Source organism: Virgibacillus tibetensis (assembly GCF_036026595.1).
GTDB lineage: Bacteria > Bacillota > Bacilli > Bacillales > Amphibacillaceae > Virgibacillus_P > Virgibacillus_P tibetensis.
In genome coordinates, this window is sequence record NZ_JARZFX010000004.1 from 64,307 (window position 1) to 89,842 (window position 25,536).

The 25,536-nt window shown below is 38.0% G+C and carries 29 protein-coding genes, 1 pseudogene and 1 riboswitch; of the genes and pseudogenes, 17 read left to right on the plus strand and 13 right to left on the minus strand.

Annotated features, from left to right (window positions below; translation table 11 throughout):
• Positions 1 to 97: 97 nt before the first annotated feature.
• Complete coding sequence (locus QGM71_RS10280; protein WP_327607456.1) at positions 98 to 1,012, minus strand: ketopantoate reductase family protein; 915 nt, start codon at positions 1,010 to 1,012, stop codon at positions 98 to 100.
• Between the two features lie 33 nt (positions 1,013 to 1,045).
• A riboswitch (cyclic di-GMP riboswitch) is annotated at positions 1,046 to 1,126 on the minus strand.
• Positions 1,127 to 1,470: 344 nt separating this feature from the next.
• On the opposite strand from QGM71_RS10280, the gene QGM71_RS10285 reads away from it, so the two are divergent.
• The gene (locus tag QGM71_RS10285) at positions 1,471 to 1,827 is read left to right on the plus strand and encodes a nucleotide excision repair endonuclease (RefSeq protein WP_327607457.1); all 357 of its coding nucleotides are present in this window, start codon (positions 1,471 to 1,473) and stop codon (positions 1,825 to 1,827) included.
• 164 nt (positions 1,828 to 1,991) lie between these two features.
• On the plus strand, positions 1,992 to 2,195 hold the full coding sequence (locus QGM71_RS10290; protein ID WP_327607458.1) for a DUF1657 domain-containing protein: 204 nt from the start codon (positions 1,992 to 1,994) through the stop codon (positions 2,193 to 2,195).
• A gap of 52 nt (positions 2,196 to 2,247) precedes the next feature.
• On the opposite strand, the gene QGM71_RS10295 is transcribed toward QGM71_RS10290, so the two are convergent.
• On the minus strand, positions 2,248 to 2,598 hold the full coding sequence (locus QGM71_RS10295) for a DUF4363 family protein (protein WP_327607459.1): 351 nt from the start codon (positions 2,596 to 2,598) through the stop codon (positions 2,248 to 2,250).
• Between the two features lie 108 nt (positions 2,599 to 2,706).
• Here QGM71_RS10295 and QGM71_RS10300 point away from each other — a divergent pair, with 108 nt between their 5' ends.
• Entirely contained in the window at positions 2,707 to 3,570 is an 864-nt protein-coding gene (locus tag QGM71_RS10300; protein ID WP_327607460.1) for a DUF421 domain-containing protein, read from the plus strand.
• Between the two features lie 56 nt (positions 3,571 to 3,626).
• Here QGM71_RS10300 and QGM71_RS10305 read toward each other — a convergent pair whose 3' ends face one another.
• Positions 3,627 to 3,836, minus strand: a complete 210-nt coding sequence (locus tag QGM71_RS10305) for a DUF1657 domain-containing protein (RefSeq protein WP_327607461.1) — start codon at positions 3,834 to 3,836, stop codon at positions 3,627 to 3,629.
• Positions 3,837 to 3,996: 160 nt separating this feature from the next.
• Between QGM71_RS10305 and QGM71_RS10310 the strand changes: the two genes are divergently transcribed.
• Entirely contained in the window at positions 3,997 to 4,338 is a 342-nt protein-coding gene (locus QGM71_RS10310) for a zinc ribbon domain-containing protein YjdM (protein WP_327607462.1), read from the plus strand.
• 114 nt (positions 4,339 to 4,452) lie between these two features.
• Here the strand turns inward: QGM71_RS10310 and QGM71_RS10315 are convergent, their stop codons facing one another.
• On the minus strand, positions 4,453 to 4,968 hold the full coding sequence (locus tag QGM71_RS10315) for a hypothetical protein (protein WP_327607463.1): 516 nt from the start codon (positions 4,966 to 4,968) through the stop codon (positions 4,453 to 4,455).
• A gap of 191 nt (positions 4,969 to 5,159) precedes the next feature.
• Here QGM71_RS10315 and QGM71_RS10320 point away from each other — a divergent pair, with 191 nt between their 5' ends.
• Positions 5,160 to 5,774, plus strand: a complete 615-nt coding sequence (locus QGM71_RS10320; protein WP_327607464.1) for an NUDIX hydrolase — start codon at positions 5,160 to 5,162, stop codon at positions 5,772 to 5,774.
• A 72-nt stretch (positions 5,775 to 5,846) separates the two neighbouring features.
• Positions 5,847 to 6,038, plus strand: coding sequence for a hypothetical protein (locus QGM71_RS10325; protein WP_327607465.1), 192 nt, complete (start codon positions 5,847 to 5,849; stop codon positions 6,036 to 6,038).
• Between the two features lie 47 nt (positions 6,039 to 6,085).
• Here the strand turns inward: QGM71_RS10325 and QGM71_RS10330 are convergent, their stop codons facing one another.
• On the minus strand, positions 6,086 to 7,498 hold the full coding sequence (locus QGM71_RS10330; protein ID WP_327607466.1) for a tetratricopeptide repeat protein: 1,413 nt from the start codon (positions 7,496 to 7,498) through the stop codon (positions 6,086 to 6,088).
• 273 nt (positions 7,499 to 7,771) lie between these two features.
• Here QGM71_RS10330 and QGM71_RS10335 point away from each other — a divergent pair, with 273 nt between their 5' ends.
• From QGM71_RS10335 to yhbH, 6 genes and pseudogenes are all read left to right on the plus strand, one after another.
• A complete protein-coding gene (locus QGM71_RS10335; protein ID WP_327607467.1) occupies positions 7,772 to 8,938 on the plus strand; it encodes a TraB/GumN family protein in 1,167 nt (388 codons plus the stop codon).
• Between the two features lie 202 nt (positions 8,939 to 9,140).
• On the plus strand, positions 9,141 to 10,361 hold the full coding sequence (locus tag QGM71_RS10340; protein WP_327607468.1) for a hemolysin family protein: 1,221 nt from the start codon (positions 9,141 to 9,143) through the stop codon (positions 10,359 to 10,361).
• Positions 10,362 to 10,391: 30 nt separating this feature from the next.
• Positions 10,392 to 10,613, plus strand: a pseudogene (locus tag QGM71_RS10345) (TraB family protein); the annotation flags it as partial.
• Between the two features lie 486 nt (positions 10,614 to 11,099).
• Positions 11,100 to 12,344, plus strand: a complete 1,245-nt coding sequence (locus QGM71_RS10350; protein WP_327607469.1) for an MFS transporter — start codon at positions 11,100 to 11,102, stop codon at positions 12,342 to 12,344.
• A gap of 90 nt (positions 12,345 to 12,434) precedes the next feature.
• On the plus strand, positions 12,435 to 14,330 hold the full coding sequence (locus tag QGM71_RS10355) for a PrkA family serine protein kinase (RefSeq protein WP_327607470.1): 1,896 nt from the start codon (positions 12,435 to 12,437) through the stop codon (positions 14,328 to 14,330).
• A gap of 151 nt (positions 14,331 to 14,481) precedes the next feature.
• On the plus strand, positions 14,482 to 15,651 hold the full coding sequence (gene yhbH / locus QGM71_RS10360; protein WP_327607471.1) for a sporulation protein YhbH: 1,170 nt from the start codon (positions 14,482 to 14,484) through the stop codon (positions 15,649 to 15,651).
• 445 nt (positions 15,652 to 16,096) lie between these two features.
• Here the strand turns inward: yhbH and QGM71_RS10365 are convergent, their stop codons facing one another.
• Positions 16,097 to 16,444, minus strand: a complete 348-nt coding sequence (locus QGM71_RS10365; protein ID WP_327607472.1) for a hypothetical protein — start codon at positions 16,442 to 16,444, stop codon at positions 16,097 to 16,099.
• A 183-nt stretch (positions 16,445 to 16,627) separates the two neighbouring features.
• Here QGM71_RS10365 and QGM71_RS10370 point away from each other — a divergent pair, with 183 nt between their 5' ends.
• Both QGM71_RS10370 and QGM71_RS10375 read left to right on the plus strand, forming a co-directional pair.
• Positions 16,628 to 18,031 carry a SpoVR family protein gene (locus QGM71_RS10370; RefSeq protein ID WP_327607473.1) on the plus strand — a complete coding sequence of 468 codons (1,404 nt, stop codon included), beginning with the start codon at positions 16,628 to 16,630 and terminating at the stop codon, positions 18,029 to 18,031.
• 587 nt (positions 18,032 to 18,618) lie between these two features.
• The gene (locus QGM71_RS10375; RefSeq protein ID WP_327607474.1) at positions 18,619 to 19,224 is read left to right on the plus strand and encodes a YpjP family protein; all 606 of its coding nucleotides are present in this window, start codon (positions 18,619 to 18,621) and stop codon (positions 19,222 to 19,224) included.
• A gap of 35 nt (positions 19,225 to 19,259) precedes the next feature.
• Here QGM71_RS10375 and QGM71_RS10380 read toward each other — a convergent pair whose 3' ends face one another.
• From QGM71_RS10380 to QGM71_RS10400, 5 genes are all read right to left on the minus strand, one after another.
• On the minus strand, positions 19,260 to 19,964 hold the full coding sequence (locus QGM71_RS10380) for an NAD-dependent protein deacylase (protein ID WP_327607475.1): 705 nt from the start codon (positions 19,962 to 19,964) through the stop codon (positions 19,260 to 19,262).
• Between the two features lie 114 nt (positions 19,965 to 20,078).
• A complete protein-coding gene (locus tag QGM71_RS10385) occupies positions 20,079 to 20,891 on the minus strand; it encodes a CAP domain-containing protein (RefSeq protein ID WP_327607476.1) in 813 nt (270 codons plus the stop codon).
• 91 nt (positions 20,892 to 20,982) lie between these two features.
• Entirely contained in the window at positions 20,983 to 21,162 is a 180-nt protein-coding gene (locus QGM71_RS10390) for an H-type small acid-soluble spore protein (RefSeq protein ID WP_327607477.1), read from the minus strand.
• A 16-nt stretch (positions 21,163 to 21,178) separates the two neighbouring features.
• Positions 21,179 to 21,364, minus strand: a complete 186-nt coding sequence (locus QGM71_RS10395) for an H-type small acid-soluble spore protein (RefSeq protein ID WP_327607478.1) — start codon at positions 21,362 to 21,364, stop codon at positions 21,179 to 21,181.
• A gap of 71 nt (positions 21,365 to 21,435) precedes the next feature.
• Positions 21,436 to 21,555: a DUF4023 family protein gene (locus tag QGM71_RS10400; RefSeq protein WP_327607479.1), complete on the minus strand. Its 120-nt coding sequence runs from the start codon at positions 21,553 to 21,555 to the stop codon at positions 21,436 to 21,438.
• 203 nt (positions 21,556 to 21,758) lie between these two features.
• On the opposite strand from QGM71_RS10400, the gene QGM71_RS10405 reads away from it, so the two are divergent.
• Both QGM71_RS10405 and QGM71_RS10410 read left to right on the plus strand, forming a co-directional pair.
• A complete protein-coding gene (locus QGM71_RS10405; RefSeq protein ID WP_327607480.1) occupies positions 21,759 to 21,866 on the plus strand; it encodes a YjcZ family sporulation protein in 108 nt (35 codons plus the stop codon).
• 213 nt (positions 21,867 to 22,079) lie between these two features.
• Entirely contained in the window at positions 22,080 to 22,340 is a 261-nt protein-coding gene (locus tag QGM71_RS10410; protein ID WP_327607481.1) for a metal-sensitive transcriptional regulator, read from the plus strand.
• A 398-nt stretch (positions 22,341 to 22,738) separates the two neighbouring features.
• Here QGM71_RS10410 and QGM71_RS10415 read toward each other — a convergent pair whose 3' ends face one another.
• Positions 22,739 to 23,149: a GNAT family N-acetyltransferase gene (locus tag QGM71_RS10415; protein ID WP_327607482.1), complete on the minus strand. Its 411-nt coding sequence runs from the start codon at positions 23,147 to 23,149 to the stop codon at positions 22,739 to 22,741.
• A gap of 359 nt (positions 23,150 to 23,508) precedes the next feature.
• Positions 23,509 to 24,867 carry a magnesium transporter gene (gene mgtE, locus QGM71_RS10420; protein WP_327607483.1) on the minus strand — a complete coding sequence of 453 codons (1,359 nt, stop codon included), beginning with the start codon at positions 24,865 to 24,867 and terminating at the stop codon, positions 23,509 to 23,511.
• 386 nt (positions 24,868 to 25,253) lie between these two features.
• Here mgtE and QGM71_RS10425 point away from each other — a divergent pair, with 386 nt between their 5' ends.
• Positions 25,254 to 25,535, plus strand: a complete 282-nt coding sequence (locus tag QGM71_RS10425; protein ID WP_327607484.1) for a hypothetical protein — start codon at positions 25,254 to 25,256, stop codon at positions 25,533 to 25,535.
• The last annotated feature ends 1 nt before the right edge of the window (position 25,536 follow it).

Consider the following 25,536-nt stretch of genomic DNA (forward strand, 5'->3'; position numbering starts at 1 on the left):
ATGAGGCTCTTAGATCCAGGACACAACAATCATAAACGCATTAATATTTTTCGACAAAATCCGGGAAGTGACAGGCACCTCCCCGAACACCCTGTCTTTAAAATTCCTGTTCCATCTCGTGAATTCTGCGATGAAGCTCTTCATTCACCGGTGTATGGACTCCATGTTTTTTTCCTAATTCCACCACGGTGCCTGCAAATAATCCCAATTCGCTTTTGCGTTTTGCTTCCAGATCCTGACGCATGGAGGGCTTGCCATGTGGGCTCAGCTTACCTACAACCTCCAGCCAGTACTGCAAATCCACTTCAGTTAAATTGATTCCTTCATAGCTGGAAAGGGCTATAACCTCCCGCATAGCAGAAATCATCATATCTCGTGCTTTACCATCCTTTTGAATCTCGCCATAATCGCCCTCAATTAATGCTACTGTCTGATTCACCCCTACATTCAGCATGAATTTTCCCCATTGTCTTTTATTCATATTGGCGTCAAGCTCGAAAGGCATCTCTACCTCCTGGAAAAAGTCTGCAAGCCGTTTTACTTTTGGCGTATCAATACCTTCTTTTTCACCAAAACAGAGGATGCCAAAATTATCATAGCTTTGCTGGTTTCCTTCCTTCACTGCATCCATCCCCTGAGCAACGCAATACAAAATCTTGTCGAATCCATAATATGTACCGATTTCACGTTCACTTGAAATACCATTTAATGTGGACAAGAAGATTGTGTTGTCACCAACATGCTTTTCAACTGATTTAATAGCATCATGCAAGCCGCTGAATTTCACAGCGAAAATAATTAAATCAGCGGATTCTACAGTTTCTTCAGGTGTCACATACTGAAAATCACAAAGCTCACCGTTGCAATAAATCCCATTCTTCTGGTACTTTTCAATACGATCCTTGTCTGCAATTATTCGTAAATTCATTTTCGGTATCTTTTTCGATAAATGATGTCCGTATAGAATTCCCAGTGCGCCAAGCCCAACGATCGAAACATTCTTAATTTTCATGCTATGCTTCCTCCTATTACCTACTAATGTATTTAAATAAAAGGGCGGTTACACTACTAGCTCTACATGCCCCAAGTGTCCAAATAAAGGCCATGCCTCATAGCCCCTAATAGAGGTCCAGTTGTACTACAAGCTCGTAAATAAAGGTTAAACTTCATAGCCTACCTAGTCTTACACAGTAATTTATAATTTTAATAATTTTTATATAGTTCATTTAGTTCATTATAATAGACAACTAATGGATATGAAAGTAAATGTTTCGGCAAACTACTACAGAAAGCCATAATGAGAAGTGATAAATGATAGGGGGGATTTAGTGCGTCCTCCTGTCCTCCTACCTTATATTCTCGGAGGAGAACAGAAGAGAGTAATATAGCATGCTGGTATTAGGAAAAATAGCATTGCAAGGAGAATTATGTTAGCATAAACAGCAGGATAGAAAGAGGAAGTGAGCTTAAATGATAAACATAACCATTCCAACACCGACAGTCACCATAACTAAACAAGATAATCCGGAACTGAGTAATATTTATGGATTTACTGATTTTCACCTGATCACAAGAGATAAGGGCGGTATTTTCATGTTTTATAACGACAATCAAGAGTTGTTGTTTGTTGGTAAAGCCAGGAAATTAAGGCCAAGAATTAAAAAACATTTTAATGATAATGTTTCGCCGATTAAAATGCATCGAGATGAAGTGAGCAAAATTGAAGTGTGCATTGTTGATGATCCAGCTCATAGAGAGATCTATGAAACGTATATTATCAATGAACGCAAGGCAAAATACAATGTAGACAAAGTGTTTTATAAATAAATGACGATTAACAAAGAGTAATACGTACAGTCAAATTAGACTATGCCTATTGCTTTTTTTATTTCTATAACTTTTGGGCGAAGTAAATTTGTGGTATGTGGCTAGCTTCATAATTTCCAGCGTTATGGGAAAAGTAAGCTCATAACAGGCAGGAGGTGGAAAATGTGACTGTAGGCACACAAGTTCAGCAAGCCCTAGCCAATGCCAGGAGTGCTCAAGCCAATTTCGAGACATTTTCTTTAAAAACACAAGACGAATTTGCGAAAGAAATGTATGGTCATGCTGCTGAGGAGCTGCAGCCAATTATTGATGGGTTAGAAAAGCGCTTGGCAGAGATTGAACAGGAAGAACCTCAATTCCTGACCTAACACCGTGAATAAGTACGATAGCATACAGGGTTACTCAAGTGGGTAACCCGTTTTAAATGTTGTAAATAAGATGTAACCGGTGCATAATCTGCCCAATAGCAATCCTGGATTCCATTTCGTCTTCTTCTCTTAAACTTTCCTTCAGACTGATCACTTCTGCCTCGAGTCCTTTATAGTCGTCCAGTTCTCCTAACAGCCTTATTTTCCATTTGCGCTTGTTATAAAGCTCCTGAAAATCGCTGATCGTTGAAGTAGCTTGGTCCCATTCTTTTTTCTTGATCTGATTTTCCACCTCCGTAACCGAAGTAAATAACAAATCATCTTTTTGCGTTTTAAGTAAATCGCATCCCGTCAGTAGGAGTAAAAGCAGGAGGAAAGCTGCAACTAATTTCAATTTAAACACGATAACCGCCACCTTTTAAATATTTATTTTAAAATGAAGTATGGTTACTATCAGTTTGGCCAAATAATGTATAAATAGTACATTTAAATAAATAAAGGGTGAAAGTGTATGACTGACTTGGTGTATGTTTTAATAAGAGGATTAGTTGCATTTTTATTAATGTTTATTTTGGCTCGGATGATGGGAAAAAGGCAAATTACTCAGATTACATATTTTGATTATATTGTGGGGATTTCTATTGGAAGTATAGCCGCAGAGCTAACGTTCAGCCCGCATATTAGAATGTCAAACTTTATTCTTGGAATGATCATCTGGGCAGTGATACCGATAGTTATTTCAAAAATGGAGTTGAAATCAAGTCGTTTTCGTGATCTGATGGAAGGGAAATCGGTTCCGTTAATTAGTGATGGAAAAATTCTGGAAAAAAATCTGAAAAAAGAAACCTTAACAGTTGACGAATTGATGGTTCTTTTACGGAAAAAGGATGTATATAAGATTTCTGATATACAGGCTGCAGTTATGGAGAAAAATGGGGAAATCTCTATAATGAAAAAGAGTGAATTACAACCTTTAACTCCTGTTAATATGGGTATGCCGGTTGAGAAGGAAGGCCTGCCGTGCATCGTGATAGTAGATGGAAATGTATTGGAAAAGTCATTGACTGATTATGGCTATACAAAGAATTGGCTGTTAGGGGAGATACAGAAACAGGGGGCGGAAGCATTTTCTGATGTATTTCTGGCTCAAATTGATTCAATGGGCAATGTATATGTTGATCTTTATGATGATAAAGTAAAAAGTCCGCAAATTAAGGACAAGCTTCTCGTAGCTGCAAATATAAAACAGCTGCAGTCCAATCTGGTTAACTTTTCTCTCCAGACACAAAACATAGAGGCAAAGAAAATGTACAACGAGTACGCGAAGCAAATGGACAAGCTGATGGATGAAATGGCAGTCTATTTAAAAGAATAAAGCAGCAAAAGTAAAGCAAAACAACAGGTTGATAAGTCCTGTTGTTTTGCTTTCTACTACTGGTTCTGACTGAATTGTGGTTCTTCTGCTAATACTTGGTCGTACCTTGTTTGCAGCTGTTGGACAATCTGCTTTTGCTGCTGTGCCAGTTGCTGGAAATCCTGTTTCGCCATCTGATTCTGTGTTTCTAATCCGAATTGGGTTAAGCTGGCTTCCACACTTTGAGCTGAGGCCAGAGCTTGTTGAATTTGTGTCTGAACTGTCATCATTGATACCTCCTCACAAGAGAAATGATTTCTGCTCATTTAATTTGCACTATTTAACAGAAGCTATTCCTGGGTGTTTTTAAGTTGTTATGTACAGTACTTAGTAATGTAATGAGGTATAATCAAGTTTATTACCCTGTGATTGGAGGAAATATAAAACATGTCAGAGTTGCCAAATTGCCCGAAATGTAATTCAGAATATACGTACGAAGATGGGGTTCTTTTTGTTTGCCCGGAATGTGGTCATGAGTGGGCTCTAGATTCTAAAGAAGAAGCAGTCGAAGATCAAAGAAGTATAAAGGATGCCAACGGAAATATATTAACAGACGGTGATTCTGTAACAGTAATTAAAGATCTTAAAGTAAAAGGAAGTTCATCAAGTGTAAAAGCAGGTACAAAGGTGAAAAACATACGTCTAGTGGATGGGGACCATGATATTGATTGTAAAATTGATGGTTTTGGATCCATGAAGCTAAAATCAGAATTTGTAAAAAAGGTATAAATGCATGTAATGTATGGCCACACCTAGTTAACTGGCGCTTTTACCATAAACATGAAACAGATATACATAGAAAGAGCCAGGCATATAAGCCTGGCTCTTTCATATAGGCTGGAGCTAGTTTGCTCCTCCGCCATTGGCTGCAGCTCCCTGTTTGCGTTTCTCGAGTGCATTAACCCCCATAACAACAACAATGAGTTCTTCTGTGGTCATCTGTCCGGCGAAATTATTAACCTCATATGCCCGGGAGGAGAAGAAATGGTTCGTGCGTTTAAAGGTGGCTACCTCATCAGATTTCTCATCACTAATCGAAAAATCCCGTGAAAAGGCAGGGGAGGAAATAGTGTATATGCCTCTGTGGCTAGTTGTATATGTATATTTTTTCGAAAAGGAAAACCAGCTGGTTTTTAGAGTTCCTAGCAGATCTTCATTCTTATCGCTAACAATCCATTGGTTGGAGAAGGTTTTAAACTGGCCGGATGCTAGTAATGATTCTTCCAAATCGTAGAGGGAGACAGCTGAAGAGAATGCGCTTCTTAAGTCAAGAAATCCCACATTCTGATTGTTTTGGTCCTTAATAACTGTTTTGCCTGCAGAGAAAAAATTATCTGCTATATAAACGATGGTTTCCATGATCATCACCTCTTACTTACTAGTACGAGTGAATAACTGACTATGTTTCACATATATAAATTTATTTAATAAAACAACTTATTCACTAAAACTGCCTTTACGCTTAAAAGATGGTAAGGTAATAGTATCTAATCATTATTCAATCTCGTGCTAAATGCGTTAACGTAATTAATTAATGGAGTTGGTACACAATGGATGAGAAAATAATTTTACAAAAAGTAAAAAGTCACAGGCCTTCTATCCTCGGTAGTGAGGATTTTACAAAGTATGCTATTCTAATTCCAATTATTCAAAAAGATGAGGAGCTTCATATTCTTTTTGAAGTTCGCTCAGAAGAAATGAGAAGGCAACCTGGAGAAATCTGTTTTCCTGGAGGGAAGATTGACGCCCAGGATAAGACAGGGCAGGATGCAGCCTTAAGAGAAACGAAGGAAGAGCTTGGAATAGGCGATGAAGATATATCAGGTGTTTTTCCATTGGATTATATGGTCTCTCCATTTGGAATGATTATCTATGCTTATGCAGGGTTCATTCATTCAGGTGCGAGCATTAAACCAAACCCATCAGAGGTTGGAGATACATTTACTGTCCCATTAAAGCACTTTATGGAAACAGAGCCACAAGTTTATTCCGTGAACTTTCATGTTCAGCCGGAGGAAGACTTTCCCTTCAACCTTATCGTTGGCGGGGAGGATTATAATTGGCAAACAAGACAATTAGATGAATACTTTTACATTTATGAGGATAAAGTTATTTGGGGACTTACCGCGAAGATACTTTCTCATTTTATTAACGTAGTAAAGTGAACGTCATATCCTGACCAGAAATGATGAATACTAGACTAATCGAACGTACAACCAAAAGGAGCTGAAGCAGGTATGAAATATGTAAAGTCGCAAATGAAGCATTTGGTAAAAGACAATAAAGATTTACAAAAGCGACTAAAAGAGATAATGGAAGAACACAGCCTGGAGAGACCACTTGCACTAAAGGCATTGTACCATGCTGAAGTGGCAGCAGGGGGTAAATATAAGTCAGCATATCAAGAACTTGACCCACCTAAGGAATAAGCCAAGTTCGCCAGTGTCATTTGGTTTTACTTTTAATTTAAGCTTGCCTAGTTTGCTTTTAACTGTGTATATAATTGCTGGTATCCTTTTGCTTCATCAGTCATTCCTTTGTCCTGATACATTTGCTTTAACCTCCATACTGGTTCTGGGTTTTCAGGATAAAGCTCCATTTCCCAAAAAAAGCATTCAATTGCCTCATCTAACTTTTTAAAGTCAGCAAAGTATTCGCCTAACTCCATCATTCGGTCAGGATTCTCGGAAATTTGTATCATGTGCAGGATCTTTTGAATGGTTAATGAGTTCGGAGCAAGCAAGCGAATTGGTACAAGTAGGTCGTTCACTGTCTGAAGGTCGTTTTCAAGGAAAAGTTTCTCAACAAGCTGAGAGATCAACTGTTCCGACTCCTTCAAGCCTTTTGATTTAATAAAACGCTCTATTAGCGTAATAAAGTCATTTATATGGCTTTCCATAATTACTGGATTCAATTGTGACCATAGCTTCATTAATAGTTCATCATAAGTGTCTGGAAGCTCCTGAATAAATGGCAGCAAACAGAGAATTGCTTCATCATACTGGGCATCTGTGATCATATCTTCTACAATATGCTTTGCGCCCGGGAGAACGCGGAATATATTGACATCTATATTACTAAGTATAGTGATCCATTGTTTGAATGGGATAAAAGTTAGGGCCATATTTGTGTATGTTTCAATGGAGGAAGATTCATGTGCCGTTTCATTAGTTGCCTTTTCCAGCCATAGGCAGACTGCTTCCATATGCCTTTTTTCCTTTATCAGGTGATCTTCAAGAAAAGCATATGAAGAAGAATCAAATCGGTTCTTAAAGCAGTAGAACTCAACATAGAGCGGATCTTTTTTATAAATAGAGGAGAGGGAATAGGAATTATAAAGCTCATCATATGTGTCATATTCACTATTACGTATTCGTGCCTGTGCTGATTTTAATGAAGGTTCAAAATGAAGCAGCAGCTGTATAATTTGAAAGGCTTCAAGGAAATTTCCATTTACACGAAAATGATAGAAAATCTTGTCAATCATCTTTATCAGCTCTTCTTTCGAAAAGAAAGAGTCAAGCATTGTAGCAATATATGCAACTTCTTTAAGTGAATAGTGCGTTTGTAAGTTTGTAAAGATACTGGTTTTACTGGGGATATTTACTGAGTTTGTTGGAACCAGAGCCGAGGTAAGTGGGTGGTTTTGGTCATAGGTTATTCCCTGTTTAGATGCATGGTCAATAAATGATTCATCTTCAATGGTGTGTAGTTTGTTTCCATAAATAAAGGAGTCATCATAAAAGACTAAATAGAATTGTTCGGATGAATCTGTCTCAACCGCAATCACTTTAACTTTAGCGTATAGTGTAAGCTGCTTGACCACCCCGATATAACGCTTTTTCTTCTCTTTTATAACAACTTCAACTGGATTAATTAGTTTTATCATTAATCTAACCTCCATTTGGGATTCAGTATCTCTAGGATAACATACAATGTTTCCATTTATCATGTGCAAATTAGTTGTATACTGTTTTGACGACCATTGCTTAACTGGTATCAGCAACTCTTTTCACTTACTAGCAACAAACTAGTGAAAAGAACTTTAAAAAGATATAGTTCAAAAAGAAGAAAATTATTCTCATTTAACCATCAGTAGTTTATTATTGAATTATGGCAGATAGCTGTATAATAACTGAAAGCTATAAAAGGAAGGTTATTCATGACTGAAGAAAATATAACCCGTATACATATTAATGGAAAAGATCTTATACTTATCGGTACAGCGCACGTATCTAAGCAGAGTGCTGAACAAGTAAAAGAGGTAATTGAAGCAGAACGACCAGATTCTGTCTGTATTGAACTGGATGAGCAAAGGTATCAATCGATCAAATCCGGAAATAAGTGGAAGGATATGGATATATTTAAGGTTATTAAGGAAAAGAAAGCGACATTACTATTAATGAACCTTGCTATATCTTCTTTTCAAAAGAAAATAGCAAAGCAATTTGGTATAAATCCAGGTCAGGAAATGATTCAGGGAATTGAATCAGCACAGGAAATTGATGCTGAACTAGTACTTGCTGATAGAAATATTCAGACTACCTTCTCCCGGATTTGGCGTGGAATTGGGATAAGAGGTAAGGGGATTCTTCTTATGCAGGTCTTTGCAAGTATTTTTAGTAAAGAAACCATTACAGAAGAAGAACTGGAAAAAATGAAGAAACAAGATACGATTAATACTATCCTCAGAGAGTTTACAGAAACGTTTCCTAAGTTAAAAATTCCCTTGATTGATGAACGTGATCAGTACCTTGCACAAAAGATTAAAGAAGCACCTGGTAATAAGGTTGTTGCTGTATTGGGTGCCGCGCACGTTCCAGGGATAAAGGAAGAAATTAAAAAAGAAAATGATTTAGCAAAGTTAAATGAGCTGCCGGCTAAATCCAAGATACCAAAAATAATCGGATGGACAATACCAATTCTTATTATTGGAATAATCGCGTATACCTTTTATGCAAACCCGTCAGCTGGGATGGAGCAATCAATTAGATGGGTGCTTTGGAATGGATCTTTCTCCGCAATTGGAGCCGCGATTGCTTTGGGACATCCGCTAACTATTTTAACAGCATTTGTTGTAGCTCCAATAACTTCACTGAATCCTTTATTGGCTGCAGGGTGGTTCGCGGGATTTGTACAAGCCTATCTTCGCAGACCAAGTGTAGGTGACTTTGAAACCCTAAATGAGGATGTCTTCACTGTAAAAGGATTTTGGAAAAACAAAGTAACCCGTGTACTGCTTATTGTGATTCTGGCAAACCTGGGCAGTTCACTAGGAACCTTAATTGGTGGCTTTGAAGTAATCCGTTTGTTTATTGAAAATTTATAAATAATGGCCTGCAGCCGGATAGTGGATAACACTGTCCGGTTTGTTTTATCTAAACACGTCCAGCGCAAGCGCCCCACACTTCTATTCTTTCCTTTTTCATGTTCAATCGGACAGCCTTTTCCTTTTATATGTTTTCTAAATCATATATTATAGAATCAATAAAACACAATTATCATGTACGTACACAAGGAGGAACCCACTAGTGATCATTGCGATCATCATTTTACTTTTCGTTTCATCTTTCTTTTCAGGCAGTGAAACAGCATTAACGGCTACAAATAAGATGAGGCTTCAGGCAAAGGCTAAGAACCATGATAAAAAATCAGAAAGACTATTAAATTTAGTTTCAAAACCAGGAGAGTTCATCACAGCCATATTAATTGGAAATAATGTTTCAAACATATTGCTTCCAACACTTGTGACAATGCTTGCTCTGGAATATGGTTTCAATGTTGCGCTAGCTTCAGCGATATTGACAATTTTAATTATTATCTTTTCTGAAGTAATACCGAAATCAGTGGCAGCAACTTTTCCAGATCGTATTGCATATATTGTTTATCCGGTCATTCGTTTTGTTGTAATCGTCCTTAAGCCAATAACAATAATGCTTAATTCACTAACCGAATTTATTATAAGGTATCTTTCCAAGGGGCAGGAAAAAAACGTCTCGATATCAAAAGAAGAATTACGAGCAATGGTGGATATCGCTGGATCTGAAGGAACGTTTAAACAGGAAGAGTCCCATCGTATAAAAGGTGTGCTAGATTTCTACAATTTAGATGTTAAAGATATACTTAAAACCCCCAGGGTGGAAATTGTGGCTCTTCCGATTACTGCTACCTACGAAGAAATCAGAGATATAGCAATTCGCAATCCATTTACCAGATACCCGGTTTATAATGAGGATATAGATAATATCGTCGGCGTCTTTCATTCGAAATACTTGCTGACATGGTCAACGGAGCCGGAGAAACAACTCCATTCATTCAGTGATACGGACCCGATGATTATTTATGAATTTCACTCGATCGAATGGGTATTCCGCAAAATGACGAAAGAGAAGAAGCATATGGCTATTGTTTTAGATGAGTATGGTGGGACGGAAGGAATCCTTACACATGAGGACGTCATAGAAGCGATGATTGGCTTGGAAATTGAAGATGAAATGGACCTTGAAAATGAATCGCTTGTTGAAAATGTTTCCGATACAGAAATAATCTGTGATGGAAAAATTACGTTACACCGACTAAATTCTATTTTCCATACAGAAATACCAGAAGAAGAGGATGTACTTGCAGCTTACTTGATAAAAGAATTTAACTACTTCCCGAAAGAAGGGGAGGTATTGGAGAAAATCGATCTGACATATAAAATAATAGAAATAGAAGGAAGAACAATCAGGCGAGTCCAAATAATAAAGTAAATACCTTCGAGAAAGGTACAGTCAAGGTAACTTGCAGCCGGATGTTTTGCGGTATTTGTACAAGCTTATCTTCGCAGGTCGAGTGTAGGAGACTTTGAAACACTCAACGAGGATGCCTTCACTGTAAAAGGCTTTTGAAAAAACAAAGTAACCCGTGTTCTGCTTATCGTAATTTCAGCTAATCTGGGCAGTTCATTAGGTACATTAATTGGTAGCTTTGAAGTAATTCACTTATTTATTGAAAATTTATAAGAAGTAATAAAAAGCCGGACAGTTGTTGTGAGACACTGTCCGGCTTTGATCTATTTGTTTGTATAGCCTTTTTTGTGGTTTTCCTGCTAGTGATTACATACCAGTGATTTTTCTGAAAGCCTTTCTGCCAGCCATCCTTTACTAGAGCTTCAGATAGAGATTCACTTTGAGTTTTATCGTAGCCAATTTTGTATGGCATTCTTAAGGGGTCACCCTTTTCAAAAGTGAATTGGCATGTTAACACGTTTATTTTACAAAGTGATAGCCTGTGTCGGCCATATCTGAGAGCCATTCCTCTGTTATCTTAATATCATAGCCTATATACGTTGTGACCTAATAAACAAGCAGCAATTGGGTTTATATATTACCCATTAAAGACTTTAGCTAGTTGGACTTTTTCCATTTTCTTTAAAAAAATCTATTTACTTTTAAACAGAAACTCGCTAATATACTTAGAGACACGAAACATTAGGGCGGCGAAGAACAATGGCTTTCTTTCAAGAATGGTCGGTCCAATTCAGAACATATAATAAAAATATCAGACTGGCTTTTGTAGCCAACATATTCTCCCAGATCGGTATGGGAGTTTTTATGGTTGTTTATAATTTTTACATAAGAGAGTTGGGGTATAGCCAGGATGTTAACGGGCAGGTCATTGCTTTAACAGCTCTAGCGACAGCTATCATTCTAGTGCCAGCCGGTTTCTTAAGTGACCGTGTTGGCAGAAAGCGTGTGATGATTTTTGGCGTAATAGCTGCCGGTCTGGTGTTATTTTTCCGGAGTATTGTAGAAGTTCAGTCACTTTTGCTTTTATCTGGGTTTTCTACAGGTATTTTTACTGCATTTCTGCAGGTGTCTACCGTTCCATGGCTCGCTGAAAATTCCGGTCTGAAGCAACGTGTTCATTTATTCAGCTTGCATGCTGCTCTTATGACCGCGGCTAATGTAATTGGGAGTATGCTTGGTGGAACGTTAACGGATTTATTCTCCATTGTAACGACGGATTTAATGAGTATCCGGTTTACATTGATAATCGGCAGTATTTTTTACTTGCTGGCTTTTTTCCCTATTTTAAAGATGAAAGAAAAACGGAAGAAAAAAATTAAACAAAAGCAGAAAATAAACATTACAGGCTATATAAAAGCAAATAAATTGGGTTTTAAAATAATTATCCTATTTGCGGTAGCGCAATTATTAATTGGCTTCGGCAGCGGGCTTGTAATTCCGTATCTAAACCTCTATTTTGCTGATCGTTTTCAGGCTTCTAATTCCATGGTTGGGATAATTATTTCCCTTGGTCAGGCTGCTACTGTTATCGCAATGTTTATTGGACCACTTGTTGTAAGAAAGGTTGGGGAGGTACGTGCGGTTGTTTATCTGCAGCTTCTGTCTTTGCCGTTCTTATTGTTGACAGCCTACACCGACAATTTACTGCTGGCGAGCATTGGTTTTCTCTTTCGGCAGGCATTAATGAATGCAGGCAATCCCATTCAAGCTTCGTTAATGATGTCAAAAGTGGATGACTCGATGAAAGGGCTGGCTAATTCCGTTAATCAGATGGTATTTAGTCTTGGATGGGCCTTAATGGGGCCGGTATCCACATCGATCGTTTTACGTTATGGCTCGTATTGGGGGTATGCCCATGTATTTACGATTACTGCATGTCTATATCTTATTGGGTCATTATATTTCTTTTTTGTATTCAGATCATTAAAGCGGACGGAAAGCTAATTTAAGATAGGAGTCAGCTAAACTATCCGGCATGATGAATGCCCCTTCTGCATATCATGTATAAACCGCGTCCTAGATGGAGGGAATATAATGGATATACTAAATAAGGTAAGGACTTACCGTGAAGAAGAAAGACAGCTAATGTGGGAAGGAACGTTCGCGGATTACTTGAAAATAGTGAGAGAACGGCCAGAAGTTGCTCAAACAGCTCATTCCCGTGTATATAATATGATTAAGAAATCAGGCTTAACTGAAAAAGATGGTAAAAAAATGTACCGTTTTTTTGGTGATGAAATATTTGGGCTGGAGGATGCGATTGAAAGACTTGTCGAAGAATACTTTCATCCTGCGGCAAAACGCCTCGATGTTCGAAAACGGATTTTATTATTAATGGGTCCTGTAAGTGGTGGTAAATCAACTATTGTTACCATATTAAAAAGAGGCCTTGAGCAATTTTCCAGAACAGATGAAGGTGCGGTTTATGCAATTAAAGGGTGTCCCATGCATGAGGATCCTCTTCACTTAATTCCACAGCATTTGCGGAAGGATTTCCACGATTCGTATGGCATTCGAATTGAAGGAAGCTTATCCCCGCTAAACACGATGCGGCTGGAGAAAGAGTATGAAGGACGTATTGAAGATGTAAAAGTCGAACGAATTTTCCTTTCTGAAGATAAACGTGTTGGTATAGGAACGTTCAGCCCCTCTGATCCGAAGTCACAGGATATTGCTGATCTGACGGGGAGCATTGATTTCTCTACGATCGCAGAATACGGCTCGGAATCTGACCCACGTGCTTACCGTTTTGATGGTGAATTAAATAAGGCGAATCGTGGAATGATGGAGTTTCAGGAGATGCTGAAATGTGATGAGAAGTTTCTGTGGCATCTGTTATCACTAACCCAGGAAGGTAACTTCAAGGCAGGCAGGTTTGCCCTGATCAGTGCAGATGAATTAATCGTTGCGCACACAAATGAGGCTGAATACCGTTCATTTATTTCCAATAAGAAAAATGAAGCCCTGCATTCACGAATTATTGTTATGCCAATTCCATATAACTTACGGGTAAGTCAGGAAGAGCGGATTTATGAAAAGATGATAAATGAAAGTGATATGGCACATGTTCACATTGCTCCACATGCATTGCGGGTAGCTGCAATATTCTCCATTCTGACAAGGCTGGAGGATTCCAAGAAGCAAGGCGTAGACCTTGTTAAAAAAATGCGCCTCTATGATGGAGAAAGTGTAGAAGGTTTTAATCAGATTGACGTTGAGGAGCTAAAGAAGGAGTTTCCTGTTGAGGGAATGAACGGAATAGACCCGCGCTATGTAATCAACAGAATATCATCGACAATCATCCGTAAAGAGGTTCCATCGATTAATGCACTTGATGTTCTGCGTTCATTGAAAGAAGGATTGGATCAGCATGCATCCATTTCACAGGAAGACCGGGAAAGTTATATGAATTATATATCTGTAGCCAGAAGAGAATATGATGAAATCGCGAAGAAAGAAGTACAGAAGGCATTTGTGTATTCGTATGAAGAGTCAGCAAAGACATTGATGGATAATTATCTTGATAATGTTGAAGCCTATTGTAATAAAAATAAATTGAGGGATCCACTCACAGGAGAAGAACTGAATCCGGATGAAAAGCTGATGCGTTCCATTGAAGAGCAAATCGGTATTTCCGAAAATGCCAAAAAAGCATTCAGAGAGGAAATTCTCATACGTATTTCTGCGTACGCAAGAAAAGGAAAGCGGTTTGAGTACAGCTCGCATGAACGATTGCGGGAAGCGATTCAAAAGAAACTGTTCTCTGACCTGAAGGATGTTGTGAAAATTACCACCTCTTCAAAAACGCCGGATGAGTCACAACTCAAAAAGGTGAATGAAGTTATAGCCAGACTGATTGATGAATATGGTTATAATTCGATATCTGCAAATGAATTGCTTCGCTATGTAGGAAGTCTGCTTAACAGGTAAAGTGGGAGAATAGTAGGAAAACAGGACTAGATCAATATTAGTCCTGTTTTTTTATACAATCAATGGCAATAAGTTGTTCGCAGCTGCATAGTATAAAGAAAATATCCAAGTTGTTTTAGAGGATATTTTCAAAAAAAGGAGGAGAAGGTAAATGAAGGAGAAAGAAGGAAGCTTTGTCGTCTCCAAGGAAGACTGGTCCCTCCACCGCAAAGGCTATCAAGATCAAAAACGTCATATGGATAAGGTAAAGGATACCATCAAGAATAATTTGCCGGATCTGATAAGTGAAGAAAACATTATAATGTCGAATGGGCGCGATGTTATCAAAATTCCTATCCGTTCATTAGATGAGTATAAAATTCGTTACAATTATAATAAATCAAAGCATGTCGGTCAGGGAAATGGGGACAGTAAAGTTGGTGATGTCATCGCTCAAGATCCGGGGGGGGCTGATCAGGGGAAAAATGGACCCGGAAAGGGAAAACAGGCAGGAGATCAACCAGGTAAGGATTACACGGAAGCAGAGGTTACCCTGGAAGAATTGGAGGAGGTTCTTTTTAAGGAACTGGAGCTACCGAACCTTAAGCAAAAAGAACAGGCAGAAATAAAGACTGATAAAGTGGAATTTAATGATATACGAAAAAAAGGGCTAATTGGCAATATTGATAAGAAGCGAACCATCTTAACAGCAATTAAACGAAATGCGACGGAGGGAAAACCGGGGATTACACCTATTCAAAATGATGACCTTCGATTTAAGACATGGAACGATGTGGTAAAACCTGAGTCAAAGGCCGTTGTTCTTGCAATGATGGACACGAGTGGGTCAATGGGCAGGTTTGAAAAGTATATGGCACGAAGCTTCTTTTTCTGGATGACCAAATTCCTGCGCTCGAAATATGAGACGGTAGAAATTCAATTTATTGCACATCATACGGCAGCGAAGGTTGTGTCAGAAGAGGATTTCTTTTCAAAAGGGGAGAGTGGGGGAACGATATGTTCTTCGGCGTATTATAAAGCGCTCGAGCTGATTGAGGAAAAGTACAATCCGCATCGTTATAATATTTATCCGTTTCACTTTTCCGATGGGGAAAATATAACTTCAGATAATCCGACCTGTATTGAGCTTGTGAATGAAATAATGGATGTGTCCAATATGTTTGGGTATGGTGAAGTTAATGTTTACAGTCGCCAATCTACTTTAATGCGAGCATTTAAAACACTTGAGAACCCCAAGTTTCGTCATTATATATTAAAAGAGAAAAGTGATGTCTATAACTCATTACTAAGCCTATTTAAAAAAGAAGAAGCACCTGTATAGCGTAAAAAGACAGGGTAGTGCCTAACCGATGGAAGGCACTACCCTGTCTTTTTTTAAAAAAGTAAGAAGTATAAATTTTTGGCTGCAATTAATTCTTACACTTAAACAGCCACGTCCAGCGCAAGCACCCAGGGACTAGCGAGACTTCCTTCACCTCCGTAATCTAACTCAACATCGGCTCACTTACAGTGAGGAAGGCCGACTAAAACAGGGCTTGTGCTCAGGCGTCGGCATACCCCTAGAAGTGAGCATGTTTCCTTTTAGAAGAACTTGACTTATCGCCAGAAATGGCGAAAGTCTAAGTGAATCTTATACTCTGGAGTGAATCTTCTGCGGCAGTGGAAGATCGACTAACTACGCCGCTTTGCGCGGCAACGTCGACCCACCCGCGATGCGCGGGCGCAGTCCGTACGTCCCTAGACGGGCGCCCTGCGCCTTTGTTATTTCAGGCAATTTCGATCGTATATACACCACGGTCTGTAGTTAAAGAGAAGCGTGATCCGTCAAATTCATAGAGAGAAGTATCTTCGAGTGGTATCTCGTACATGGATTCAGGTAGAGACTGAAGGTCTGCCGCCGTCGTCTGGACATTTCCGGTCCCATTAAGCTGCAATGTATGCATAGGCACGTACTCATCGATTCTTCTAGTGTTTTTATCATAGGAAATGGCTTTTAACTTCATAACTGTCTCATCCGTATCATCCAATTCCTGCTTCATAATCTTAATTGTTTCCCCACTCCATTTACTCAATAATTCATTAAATTCCTCTACCGATAAGAAATTTTCATCCACGATAATCCCTCCTGTTATTTAAAATTGCCTTGATAGCAATAATCATACGAAAAATACGGGTTGACTGGCTGGTAATATTTTACTCATGGACACGTTGCCTATGCGTCTGAAACATAGTAAATCCTTGTTCATGATTTGAGTCCCGCATCATAAACTATAAAAAGCATACTTGGAGGGATTATATTGACAGAAACAAAGGAACTAAATCGTGCAATTGATGAAATAACAGAAATTGCGACCGGGTTCGGTCTTGATTTTTATCCAATGCGTTATGAGGTTTGTCCTGCTGATATTATTTATACATTTGGTGCTTATGGAATGCCGACAAGATATAACCACTGGAGCTTCGGTAAACAATTTCATAAGATGAAATTGCAATATGACCTTGGCTTGAGTCAAATATATGAACTGGTTATAAATTCAGATCCTTGTTATGCCTTTTTGCTTAATACAAATAGTCTGATTCAAAATAAGCTGATTATTGCTCATGTGCTGGCACATTGTGACTTTTTCAAAAATAATGCCCGTTTTTCTAATACAAGGCGGGACATGGTGGAGAGCATGACTGCAACAGCGGAACGAATTGCCTATTATGAAATGATTCACGGTAAAGACGAGGTCGAGAAATTTCTCGATGCCGTTATAGCCATTCAGGAGCATATTGATCCATCCATTGTACGGCCAAAACTCCCAGCCTATACGTATGAAGATGAAGAATCCGATGACCCCGTGGCAAAGACGCCTTATGATGATTTATGGAATATTGGGGAGAAGACCGAGAAACCGAAGAAAATCAACAAACGAAAAAAGATCCCACCTCAACCTGAAAAGGACCTTCTTCTTTTTATTGAGCAATACAGTCGCGACCTGGAGGAGTGGCAACGTGATATCTTAACAATGATGCGCGAGGAAATGCTCTACTTCTGGCCACAGCTTGAAACAAAAATCATGAACGAAGGTTGGGCTTCCTACTGGCATCAGCGAATTTTAAGAGAGATGGATTTAACGACAGAGGATACCATAGAATTCGCATCATTAAATGCCGGTGTTGTTCAACCCTCCAGGCAGCAGATTAATCCCTATTACCTCGGATTAAAGATATTCGAGGACATTGAAGAGCGCTACAATAATCCGACAGATGAAATGAAGGAGTTAGGGGTCAAACCAAATTCAGGTAGAGAGCGAATGTTTGAAGTACGGGAAATTGAGTCGGATATCTCTTTCATTCGAAATTATTTAACGAAAGAGCTTGTTCGGCGGGAAGATATGTATTTGTTTGAAAAACAGGGCAGAGAGTACCGCATTACCGACAAAGATTATGAAAATGTAAGAGACCAGCTTATTTCCATGAGAGTAAATGGAGGATTTCCTTACATTTCGGTCGTCAACGGGGATTACTTGAGAAATGGAGATCTGTATTTAGTGCATAGCTATGAAGGGGTTGAACTGGACCTTCATTACCTGGAAAATGTGCTGCCGTACATTTACCAATTGTGGGGGAAGACCGTTTATATGGAAACATATGTAGAGGAAAAGCATGTCGTATATTCCTATGATGGAAAGAGGATATATAACCGGCATTTATAGTAAGTAAACAGAACGTTCTCTTTTCTGGAGAGAACGTTCTGTTATATGTCATAAACAATGTTACCATTTTATTAAATATTGAAAATAGTGTAGACATTTACCTGTAACATGGTAAAATTTTATTATATAAAAACACTTTGTGAATAGGTTTATTGCTATTGGTATATATAAAGTGCGATGTAACTGCTATGTTGATTTCCACTCCGGGTACAAATGCAACATCTGCTCAGCTACACTTTGTTCAATTTACAATGTTTTTTTGCCTTTTGGCATTGTACAATGTTATGAAAAATTTCAGCAGTATTACATCACACGAAGAAAATGCGGATGTATTTTCGAAGGTTCGCATTTTTCCGCAGCTAGTATAACTTTCTTTTCAGGGTGAGAAGACACCCATGAAAAGCGAAGTATTCTGCTGAAGCGAATCTAAGTACTCAACCATCTTTAGAAAGAGAAAAAGTATCACTAAAGGGAATTTTCACTATGGCACTTTATATCAAGTACTATTTAAGATTGAAGAGCTAAAATCTTTTAGAAAAGAGCCTATAATAAAATTTCCAGTATATATAAGGGAAGGGGATATTCCCATGAAGCTTTGGCTGAGAAAAATAGCCGTTGTATTTATTGCAATCCTTACATTTGGAATGTATATTCCACCAGCTTACATAAATACCGATACTGAAAAAAATGAAGAAGCAATTTCCCTAAAATCCGCCAGCGAAAATGTTGCCACGCAAACCCTGGAAGTAAGGGAAGAAGCTGAAGCTGATATTACGCTTGGCAGCGATGAAGGTTTATTTATTACTACGTTAACTGAAAAAGCAAGAGAGCAAATGATAACTAAATTAGGTCCAAGAATAGTGAATCAGGTAGAAGATGATATACTTTCAACGATTTTACCATCAATAGAAGATGTCCTTCAAACCATTCTTACCGAAGCTGAACAGGATACACTGCAATATTACAGTATTACAGAAAACCCCTCGGAAGGATTTGGTGAGAGAATTTTCAACATTTATGATTACCGGACTAATAAAACTGTTGCCAAATTTCATGTACGTCGTGATAATCGGCCATTGGAGGGCTACTGGTTTAATTTTCATTACCATCTGAGTACGGATGGATTTGAAGAACACCATGAGATTGGAGAAATATATTGGGATAAAAATATTCCGCCTAAATGGATGGCATAAAGCAGTTATCTTACTAATTGCTTTATGCCATCGTTTTATTTATCCAGTTCACTTAGTACACTTCCAATTTCCCTCTCATTAATCACTTTATCTGCATAATAATCGAAATCCGTCTCTTCTCTATTTATAATGACTAATTTTGCCCCATTTTCCTTTGCTATAAGTGGAAACTGATTCGCTGGTGTAACGCTTAAAGAGGAGCCCAATACAATAAATAATGTTGCTTTCTGTGTTTCTTCCAATGCGAGTTGAAATGCATCCTCCGGCAGGGTCTCCCCAAATAACGTAATGGATGGACGTAATATGCCGCCACAGCTGCAATGATACTTTCGGTCAATATAGGATTCACTGCTGTAATTCTGTCCACATGACTGGCAATGCAGCTTTCGCAGTGTGCCATGGAGTTCTGCCACACGTTTGCTCCCGGCCTCCTGATGAAACCCGTCTACATTTTGTGTGATTATTGACTGAATAATACCATGCTTTTCCCAATCAGCCAGAATATCGTGTCCTTTATGTGGCTTATAATCTTTAACTCCGAGTACCCGTTCGCGATAAAAAGTTATAAATGCGTCAACATTATCATTTAATGCCTTTGTACTGGCAATTTTGCTTGGATCGACCTTATTCCACATCCCTTGGTTAGCAGAGCGGAAGTCAGGTAGCCCACTTTCTGTTGACATGCCAGCACCTGTGAATACCACTGTATAGTTTGATTCGCTTAACCATTTTTTTAACACGGAATTTATCCTCCAATACTACCGGATTATAGTTTCTTACCTAAGGGAAGACGATAATATGCTACAAAGTAAAAAGCATCAAGGAATAAAATTATTTCCTTTGATGCTTCCATTTTACTTTGTTATAAACATTTGTGTCCAATAATTTCCGTCCTCTACATACCCAACTCCGATATGTGTGAAACCACCGTTTAATATATTCTCCCGGTGCCCTTCACTATTCATCCACTCTTGAACAACGACATCTGGGGAACGTTGCCCTTGTGCGATGTTTTCGCCTGCTGACTGGTAAGATACTCCAAAATCCCTCATCATATCAAATGGAGATCCATAGTTCGGGCTGGTGTGTGAAAAGTAGCCATTTGACTGCATGTCCTTTGATTTTTCTTTTGCAACTTCACTTAATGACGGATCCTCTTTCAATTCTGATAAACCTTCTCTTCTTCTTTCTTCATTGGTAAAATCGATCACAGCAGATTCAAAATCCCGTGATTCAGTGTCCTGTTCACCTTGTTGCTGGTCAGACTCTTGCTGCTGGTTTGTTCCTTGCTCTTGTCCAGGTGGTATATGCTGTCCTTCATTCGTTCTTTGTTCTCCACGTTGTATATTGCGATTTTCAGTTTCGCGCTGTTCACTGTCTCGTTCAATTTGCTGTGTTTGATTGTCTCGCTGTCCCATATCCTGTTGTAGAAATGGATCAATTATTTCCTGCTCAACAATCTCAAAATCAAACTTTGCGTCTTGAATTTTAACAGGAATAGTGTGAGGATATTCTTCACTGGATGAGCTTGTATCAAGGCTCGAAATGGTGTCACTTTCATTTCCTACAACGTAGTTTTCCCTTTCCAGAGCGCCCTGCTCTGTATTGCACGCTACAAGCGTTAAAAACAGAAGACCTATAGTGCTTCTATATATTCGATTCTTCATTTACAATCTCTCCTTTACTGACTCCATATTACTTTTCCTCTTTTTTGGGAAAATACAAATGGGAAAACCTTGAAAATATAAGAGGGGATTTTCACTTCTCGTACAGATTTGTTAACTGTACATCAAATGCTTCCTGTGGGTCATGCAATGAGACTACATGGGCAGTTTCGCTTTGTTCATTGACGTGCTTAATATAAATTCGCTTTCCATTGTATGTTACATGCTTCATTTCTGGAGAAGCTGCAATATCTTCTGCTCGTTGTCTGTTCATTTTCTTACCTCCTCAGCTATGGTCCGGTTTCGAATAATCCATCCACATCTACTTCTTGTTCATTATTCATTTCATCAAGAGGAAAAACAGTCGCTGTTTCAGAATTGGAATTCACTGTTTGTATATAAACTGGGATTCCGTGGTAGTTTACGTTAATCATGTTTGTTGAATTTATTATCTCCTCTGCACGTGTCGTGTCCATAATTGCCTCCATAATAATTTTTTAGAAGAAGTGCCATGACGCTAATCACGGCACTAAAATGGTACTGGCTATTAATGTCGCTTGTTTGGCAACTTTTTTGCAGGGTCATTATGCCCTTGTCGTTGTTTGTTCTGGATTTTTTTTTTCTTATTTTGATTGAATTTTTTTATGAATTCGCGCGTGCTATCCATTTTAACTCCTCCTAATGAAGTCCCCTGATGTTAAGTTATCCAGTTGAACTTTAAAAAATGTATGAATGTCACCGGTTAAATATGGGTAAAAATCTGTGTATGTAATTGTGTTTTGAAGGAAAATGTCCACACCAAATGAATAGATTTACGTACTATGTATTGTGAGAGCAGTTCTCATGAATTTTTTTCAAGGAGGAGATATAATGAGCGCAGTTTATGGTGCAGGTGGAGGCTTTGCGTTGATTGTCGTATTGTTTATTTTACTGATAATTATTGGCGCATCTTGGTCCGGTGGATATGGCGTTTACTAAACAGAAGGAAGACTGGTTAACATTTCCCATGTCTAAATACCACCTGTAATAAAATCCTTAATAATAAGAGTCTTTCTCAAACCTTTATAAAGTCATTTGAGAAGGGCTCTTTATGTTTTGAAATAGTTTATAATGAAGGTAAGATGTGGTATCACTATAAGTACGAGAACAAATTAATTTCCTGCTAATCACTATAAAAGGAGAGAAATCCTTATGAAATATGATGAAAAAGTAAAAAATAGAATGAAGCGGATTGAAGGACAGGTTAGAGGTTTACTAAAAATGATGGAGGACGAAAAAAATTGTAAGGATGTCGTAACTCAAATGAGTGCTGCCAGAAGTGCGCTGGATCGGACTGCTGCTTTAATAGTGAGTCAAAATTTGGAGCAGTGTATACGGGAAGAACAGGAAAACGGACAAAATGCGGATGAACTTATTAAAGAAGCGGTAAATTTACTTGTAAAGAGCAGATAAGCAAATTACAAGGATGGTTTTATATGTGTATGTTAACAATGAATGGATTTAAACAAAAAGGCAATTTAAGTGCATATTTTGTTATCCAGAGATTTGTCTTATAAAAAATGTTGCTGGGACATAACTAAATGGGAAGAATGAGAATCCGAACATACTTAGCGTAGGCAAAATACGCAGACTCCTGTGGGAACAGCACGAGCTGAAGATCCACTGTGTGAAGTGCTCTTCTTCACACAGTTAGCTGAAGCCGTGCCCACTAAAATGCGAAGTATTTTGCCGAAGCGATACATTTGTTCAGGCATTAATGTTCGGCCTTTCCTGAATAATTCCTCTTTTGTCCCAACCTCTCCTAAATTTATGTTCTTTTCAATAATAAAATGTTTTTAAAATGAATCGATCTAATTCAACTTAGCGAATGCCACTAAAGAACCTTTATCGCAAGATTGGAAATCATTCTTTTCATAAAAATGCCTTACATCAGGGGATTCTTCTGTTAATAAAACTTTTTGACGAACATTTTTATATTTCTTCAGAACCTGTTGCATCAGTTGAGTAGCGATTCCTTGATTTTGATAAGCATTTAACACAAGAATATCTTGAATATAGATAATTGTTAATCCATCACCAACAATACGAATTAACCCAACTAACTCTTCACCATTCCAAGCAGATATAACTTCTAATGACTGTTCCATTGCGTGTTGAAGAACTCCTAAATCTTGTGTATAAGCATACCACTCTACATCATTATATAATTTTTCTACTTGTTCTCTATTTACATTTTTACTATTAATAAAATTTATTGTCATTCATTTTTCCTCCTCAAAATATATTAGTTTGAAGAGTTGTTCCATAATTTTTCCACTGCCTTATGCCTCCTTAGATTTATTGCAGTATGTTGTTGTATATTACTATTTCGACATTATTTATCATATTCCTGTTTACTACAAAAAAAATATCCTATTGCACTAACCTGCCATTAATGGAACAATTAGGAAAGACCACACATAGTAGACATGATATCTAAAATGAGTGGTCCTTTTTATATCAACTAACCTGATTATAATGGTTATTGATACCTAACATATTGATGTGTAAATTACATTACAATTCTAATGGTTTTAACCGAAAATCCTGTTATATCAATTAAAGATGACCATCAAATTAGTTACATTAATCGTGAAATGAACATGGTTGCAATCCCAAAATAGATCAATAAAGATAAAATGTCATTAATTGTTGTGATAAGCGGACCAGAAGCAACGGCTGGATCAATTTTAAGTCTGTATAGTATTAGCGGGATGATCGTTCCTGCTAATGTTCCTATTATTAAGGTTAGAAACAGGGAACTTCCGACCACCAGTCCTAAGGTAACACTGTCCCGCCAAACATAGGCAATGAAGAAGATTAGCACCCCACAGATAACCCCAATTATGATTCCAACCCATAGTTCACGGAATACTAGTTTAACGACCTGTTTAGAATTTAAATCATGTGACACTAGACCTCTAACGACAACAGCAAGTGATTGTGTACCCGTGTTTCCTGTCATGCCGGCTATCATGGGCATGAAGAAGGCTAAGGCGACGACGGTCTGTAACGTATCTTCGAATCCGCTAATAATACTGCCAGATAATATACCGATAAATAATAATAAAATAAGCCATGGCAGACGACGGTATGCAGCTACCATTGATTTCGTATTGAAATCAATAGCTTTACCGGATGCAGATAATTTTTCAATATCTTCATTTGCTTCCTGAATAACAATATCGATGATATCATCAACTGTAATAACGCCAACCAGTTTATTATCCGCTTCAATGACAGGGATGGATACGAAGTCGTAGCGGCTGATTAGCTTAGCCACTTCTTCCTGGTCGGTATGTACATCTGCTTTCACTACTCTTGTATACATCACATCTTCTACTTTGTCGTACAGATCTCCTAACAACAAATCTTTATAGGAAACAACACCAACGAGTTTTTTCTGTTCATCGATCACATATAGATAGTTTAAATACTCAGCAAGCTCTGCAAAGTGTTTTAGTTTATCTACTGCTTCACGTATTGTATAATGTTTCGGAATCCAAACATAGCGATTTGTCATAATTCGGCCGGCTGTCTCCGGTTCGTAGTTCATTAAACTTTGAACAATGTCTACTTCTTCCTGGTTCATCTCAGATAAAAGTTCTTCTATTTCTTCGGCGTCCAAGTCAGCTATTAAAGATGCTAAATCGTCATTTTCCATTAAGTCGAGTACTTTCGTGGATTTCTCAATACCTAATTTCTGCAGAACATTTAGTTGCTCATCTGTATCCAATTCCTGCATCATTTCAGTAATTTGTTCAATGGTGCAATACAAAAGAAATTTATTCCTGTGCTTTGATGGAATATGAAGGTATTGCTGAGCCATATCATATGGTTGTAATTCTTCCATAATATCCTGGAAAAGCATTTTCTTACCTTCTTTGAGAGATTGGATAAGGGCTAGGGTAATTTCATTTTCTGTCATTGCTAAAGACATAGTAAACACCTCCATATATGAACTAGTATTATACAAAAAGTAATAAACAATTAATACCAAAAATAAATAAACTGTCTTAAGTGAATAAAAGTATACTACCCAATTTTCTGGAATAATACTGTAAAGGTGGTCAGAAAATGAAGCTCCAAAAACATTTTGCCCGATCAGTAATGTTTTATTTTAAAGATGAGGGAGAAGCTTGGCTAAAGAGAATTCGGGGAGGGGGAGTGGAAAGCAATAGATCCTAAAGATCCTAAAGGAGTAATTGGTGAGATCGAATATGACTGCTCTTTGTTTAGGGGCAGGTAACTCTCAACGAGAAACATAAATTGATACTTATTAAGCGTAATAGTAATATATGAACTATAAATAGAAGGAGGGTGTATATGTACCTGATTGCAGAACAGCCATATATTAAAGTACTAAGAGAAGTAACCAGCATCGAACAGAGAGATATTGAATACGAACGGGTTATGTGTTTTTACAAGGAAAAAATAACCACACAGCATCGTGAGTTTCCTATTGATGAAGTACTGGATATATCCTATCGCCATATTAATGGAGAAGGTGGGCTCCTCTACTTACACACCACTGGAGGTGTATTTTCCTACACTGTAAAAACCTCCCCCAAGTCATTTGTAGAGACTGTCAAAGACTATATTAAATGAT

Excerpts from the sequence above, each read along its gene's own strand:
- QGM71_RS10280 (WP_327607456.1), bottom strand. The coding sequence starts at position 1,012 with ATGAAAATTAAGAATGTTTCGATCGTTGGGCTTGGCGCACTGGGAATT.
- QGM71_RS10285 (WP_327607457.1), top strand. The coding sequence starts at position 1,471 with ATGATAAACATAACCATTCCAACACCGACAGTCACCATAACTAAACAA.
- QGM71_RS10300 (WP_327607460.1), top strand. The coding sequence starts at position 2,707 with ATGACTGACTTGGTGTATGTTTTAATAAGAGGATTAGTTGCATTTTTA.
- QGM71_RS10305 (WP_327607461.1), bottom strand. The coding sequence starts at position 3,836 with ATGACAGTTCAGACACAAATTCAACAAGCTCTGGCCTCAGCTCAAAGT.
- QGM71_RS10310 (WP_327607462.1), top strand. The coding sequence starts at position 3,997 with ATGTCAGAGTTGCCAAATTGCCCGAAATGTAATTCAGAATATACGTAC.
- QGM71_RS10315 (WP_327607463.1), bottom strand. The coding sequence starts at position 4,968 with ATGGAAACCATCGTTTATATAGCAGATAATTTTTTCTCTGCAGGCAAA.
- QGM71_RS10320 (WP_327607464.1), top strand. The coding sequence starts at position 5,160 with ATGGATGAGAAAATAATTTTACAAAAAGTAAAAAGTCACAGGCCTTCT.
- QGM71_RS10325 (WP_327607465.1), top strand. The coding sequence starts at position 5,847 with ATGAAATATGTAAAGTCGCAAATGAAGCATTTGGTAAAAGACAATAAA.
- QGM71_RS10330 (WP_327607466.1), bottom strand. The coding sequence starts at position 7,498 with ATGATAAAACTAATTAATCCAGTTGAAGTTGTTATAAAAGAGAAGAAA.
- QGM71_RS10335 (WP_327607467.1), top strand. The coding sequence starts at position 7,772 with ATGACTGAAGAAAATATAACCCGTATACATATTAATGGAAAAGATCTT.
- QGM71_RS10350 (WP_327607469.1), top strand. The coding sequence starts at position 11,100 with ATGGCTTTCTTTCAAGAATGGTCGGTCCAATTCAGAACATATAATAAA.
- QGM71_RS10355 (WP_327607470.1), top strand. The coding sequence starts at position 12,435 with ATGGATATACTAAATAAGGTAAGGACTTACCGTGAAGAAGAAAGACAG.
- yhbH (WP_327607471.1), top strand. The coding sequence starts at position 14,482 with ATGAAGGAGAAAGAAGGAAGCTTTGTCGTCTCCAAGGAAGACTGGTCC.
- QGM71_RS10375 (WP_327607474.1), top strand. The coding sequence starts at position 18,619 with ATGAAGCTTTGGCTGAGAAAAATAGCCGTTGTATTTATTGCAATCCTT.
- QGM71_RS10385 (WP_327607476.1), bottom strand. The coding sequence starts at position 20,891 with ATGAAGAATCGAATATATAGAAGCACTATAGGTCTTCTGTTTTTAACG.
- QGM71_RS10390 (WP_327607477.1), bottom strand. The coding sequence starts at position 21,162 with ATGAACAGACAACGAGCAGAAGATATTGCAGCTTCTCCAGAAATGAAG.
- QGM71_RS10395 (WP_327607478.1), bottom strand. The coding sequence starts at position 21,364 with ATGGACACGACACGTGCAGAGGAGATAATAAATTCAACAAACATGATT.
- QGM71_RS10400 (WP_327607479.1), bottom strand. The coding sequence starts at position 21,555 with ATGGATAGCACGCGCGAATTCATAAAAAAATTCAATCAAAATAAGAAA.
- QGM71_RS10405 (WP_327607480.1), top strand. The coding sequence starts at position 21,759 with ATGAGCGCAGTTTATGGTGCAGGTGGAGGCTTTGCGTTGATTGTCGTA.
- QGM71_RS10410 (WP_327607481.1), top strand. The coding sequence starts at position 22,080 with ATGAAATATGATGAAAAAGTAAAAAATAGAATGAAGCGGATTGAAGGA.
- QGM71_RS10415 (WP_327607482.1), bottom strand. The coding sequence starts at position 23,149 with ATGACAATAAATTTTATTAATAGTAAAAATGTAAATAGAGAACAAGTA.
- mgtE (WP_327607483.1), bottom strand. The coding sequence starts at position 24,867 with ATGTCTTTAGCAATGACAGAAAATGAAATTACCCTAGCCCTTATCCAA.
- QGM71_RS10425 (WP_327607484.1), top strand. The coding sequence starts at position 25,254 with ATGTACCTGATTGCAGAACAGCCATATATTAAAGTACTAAGAGAAGTA.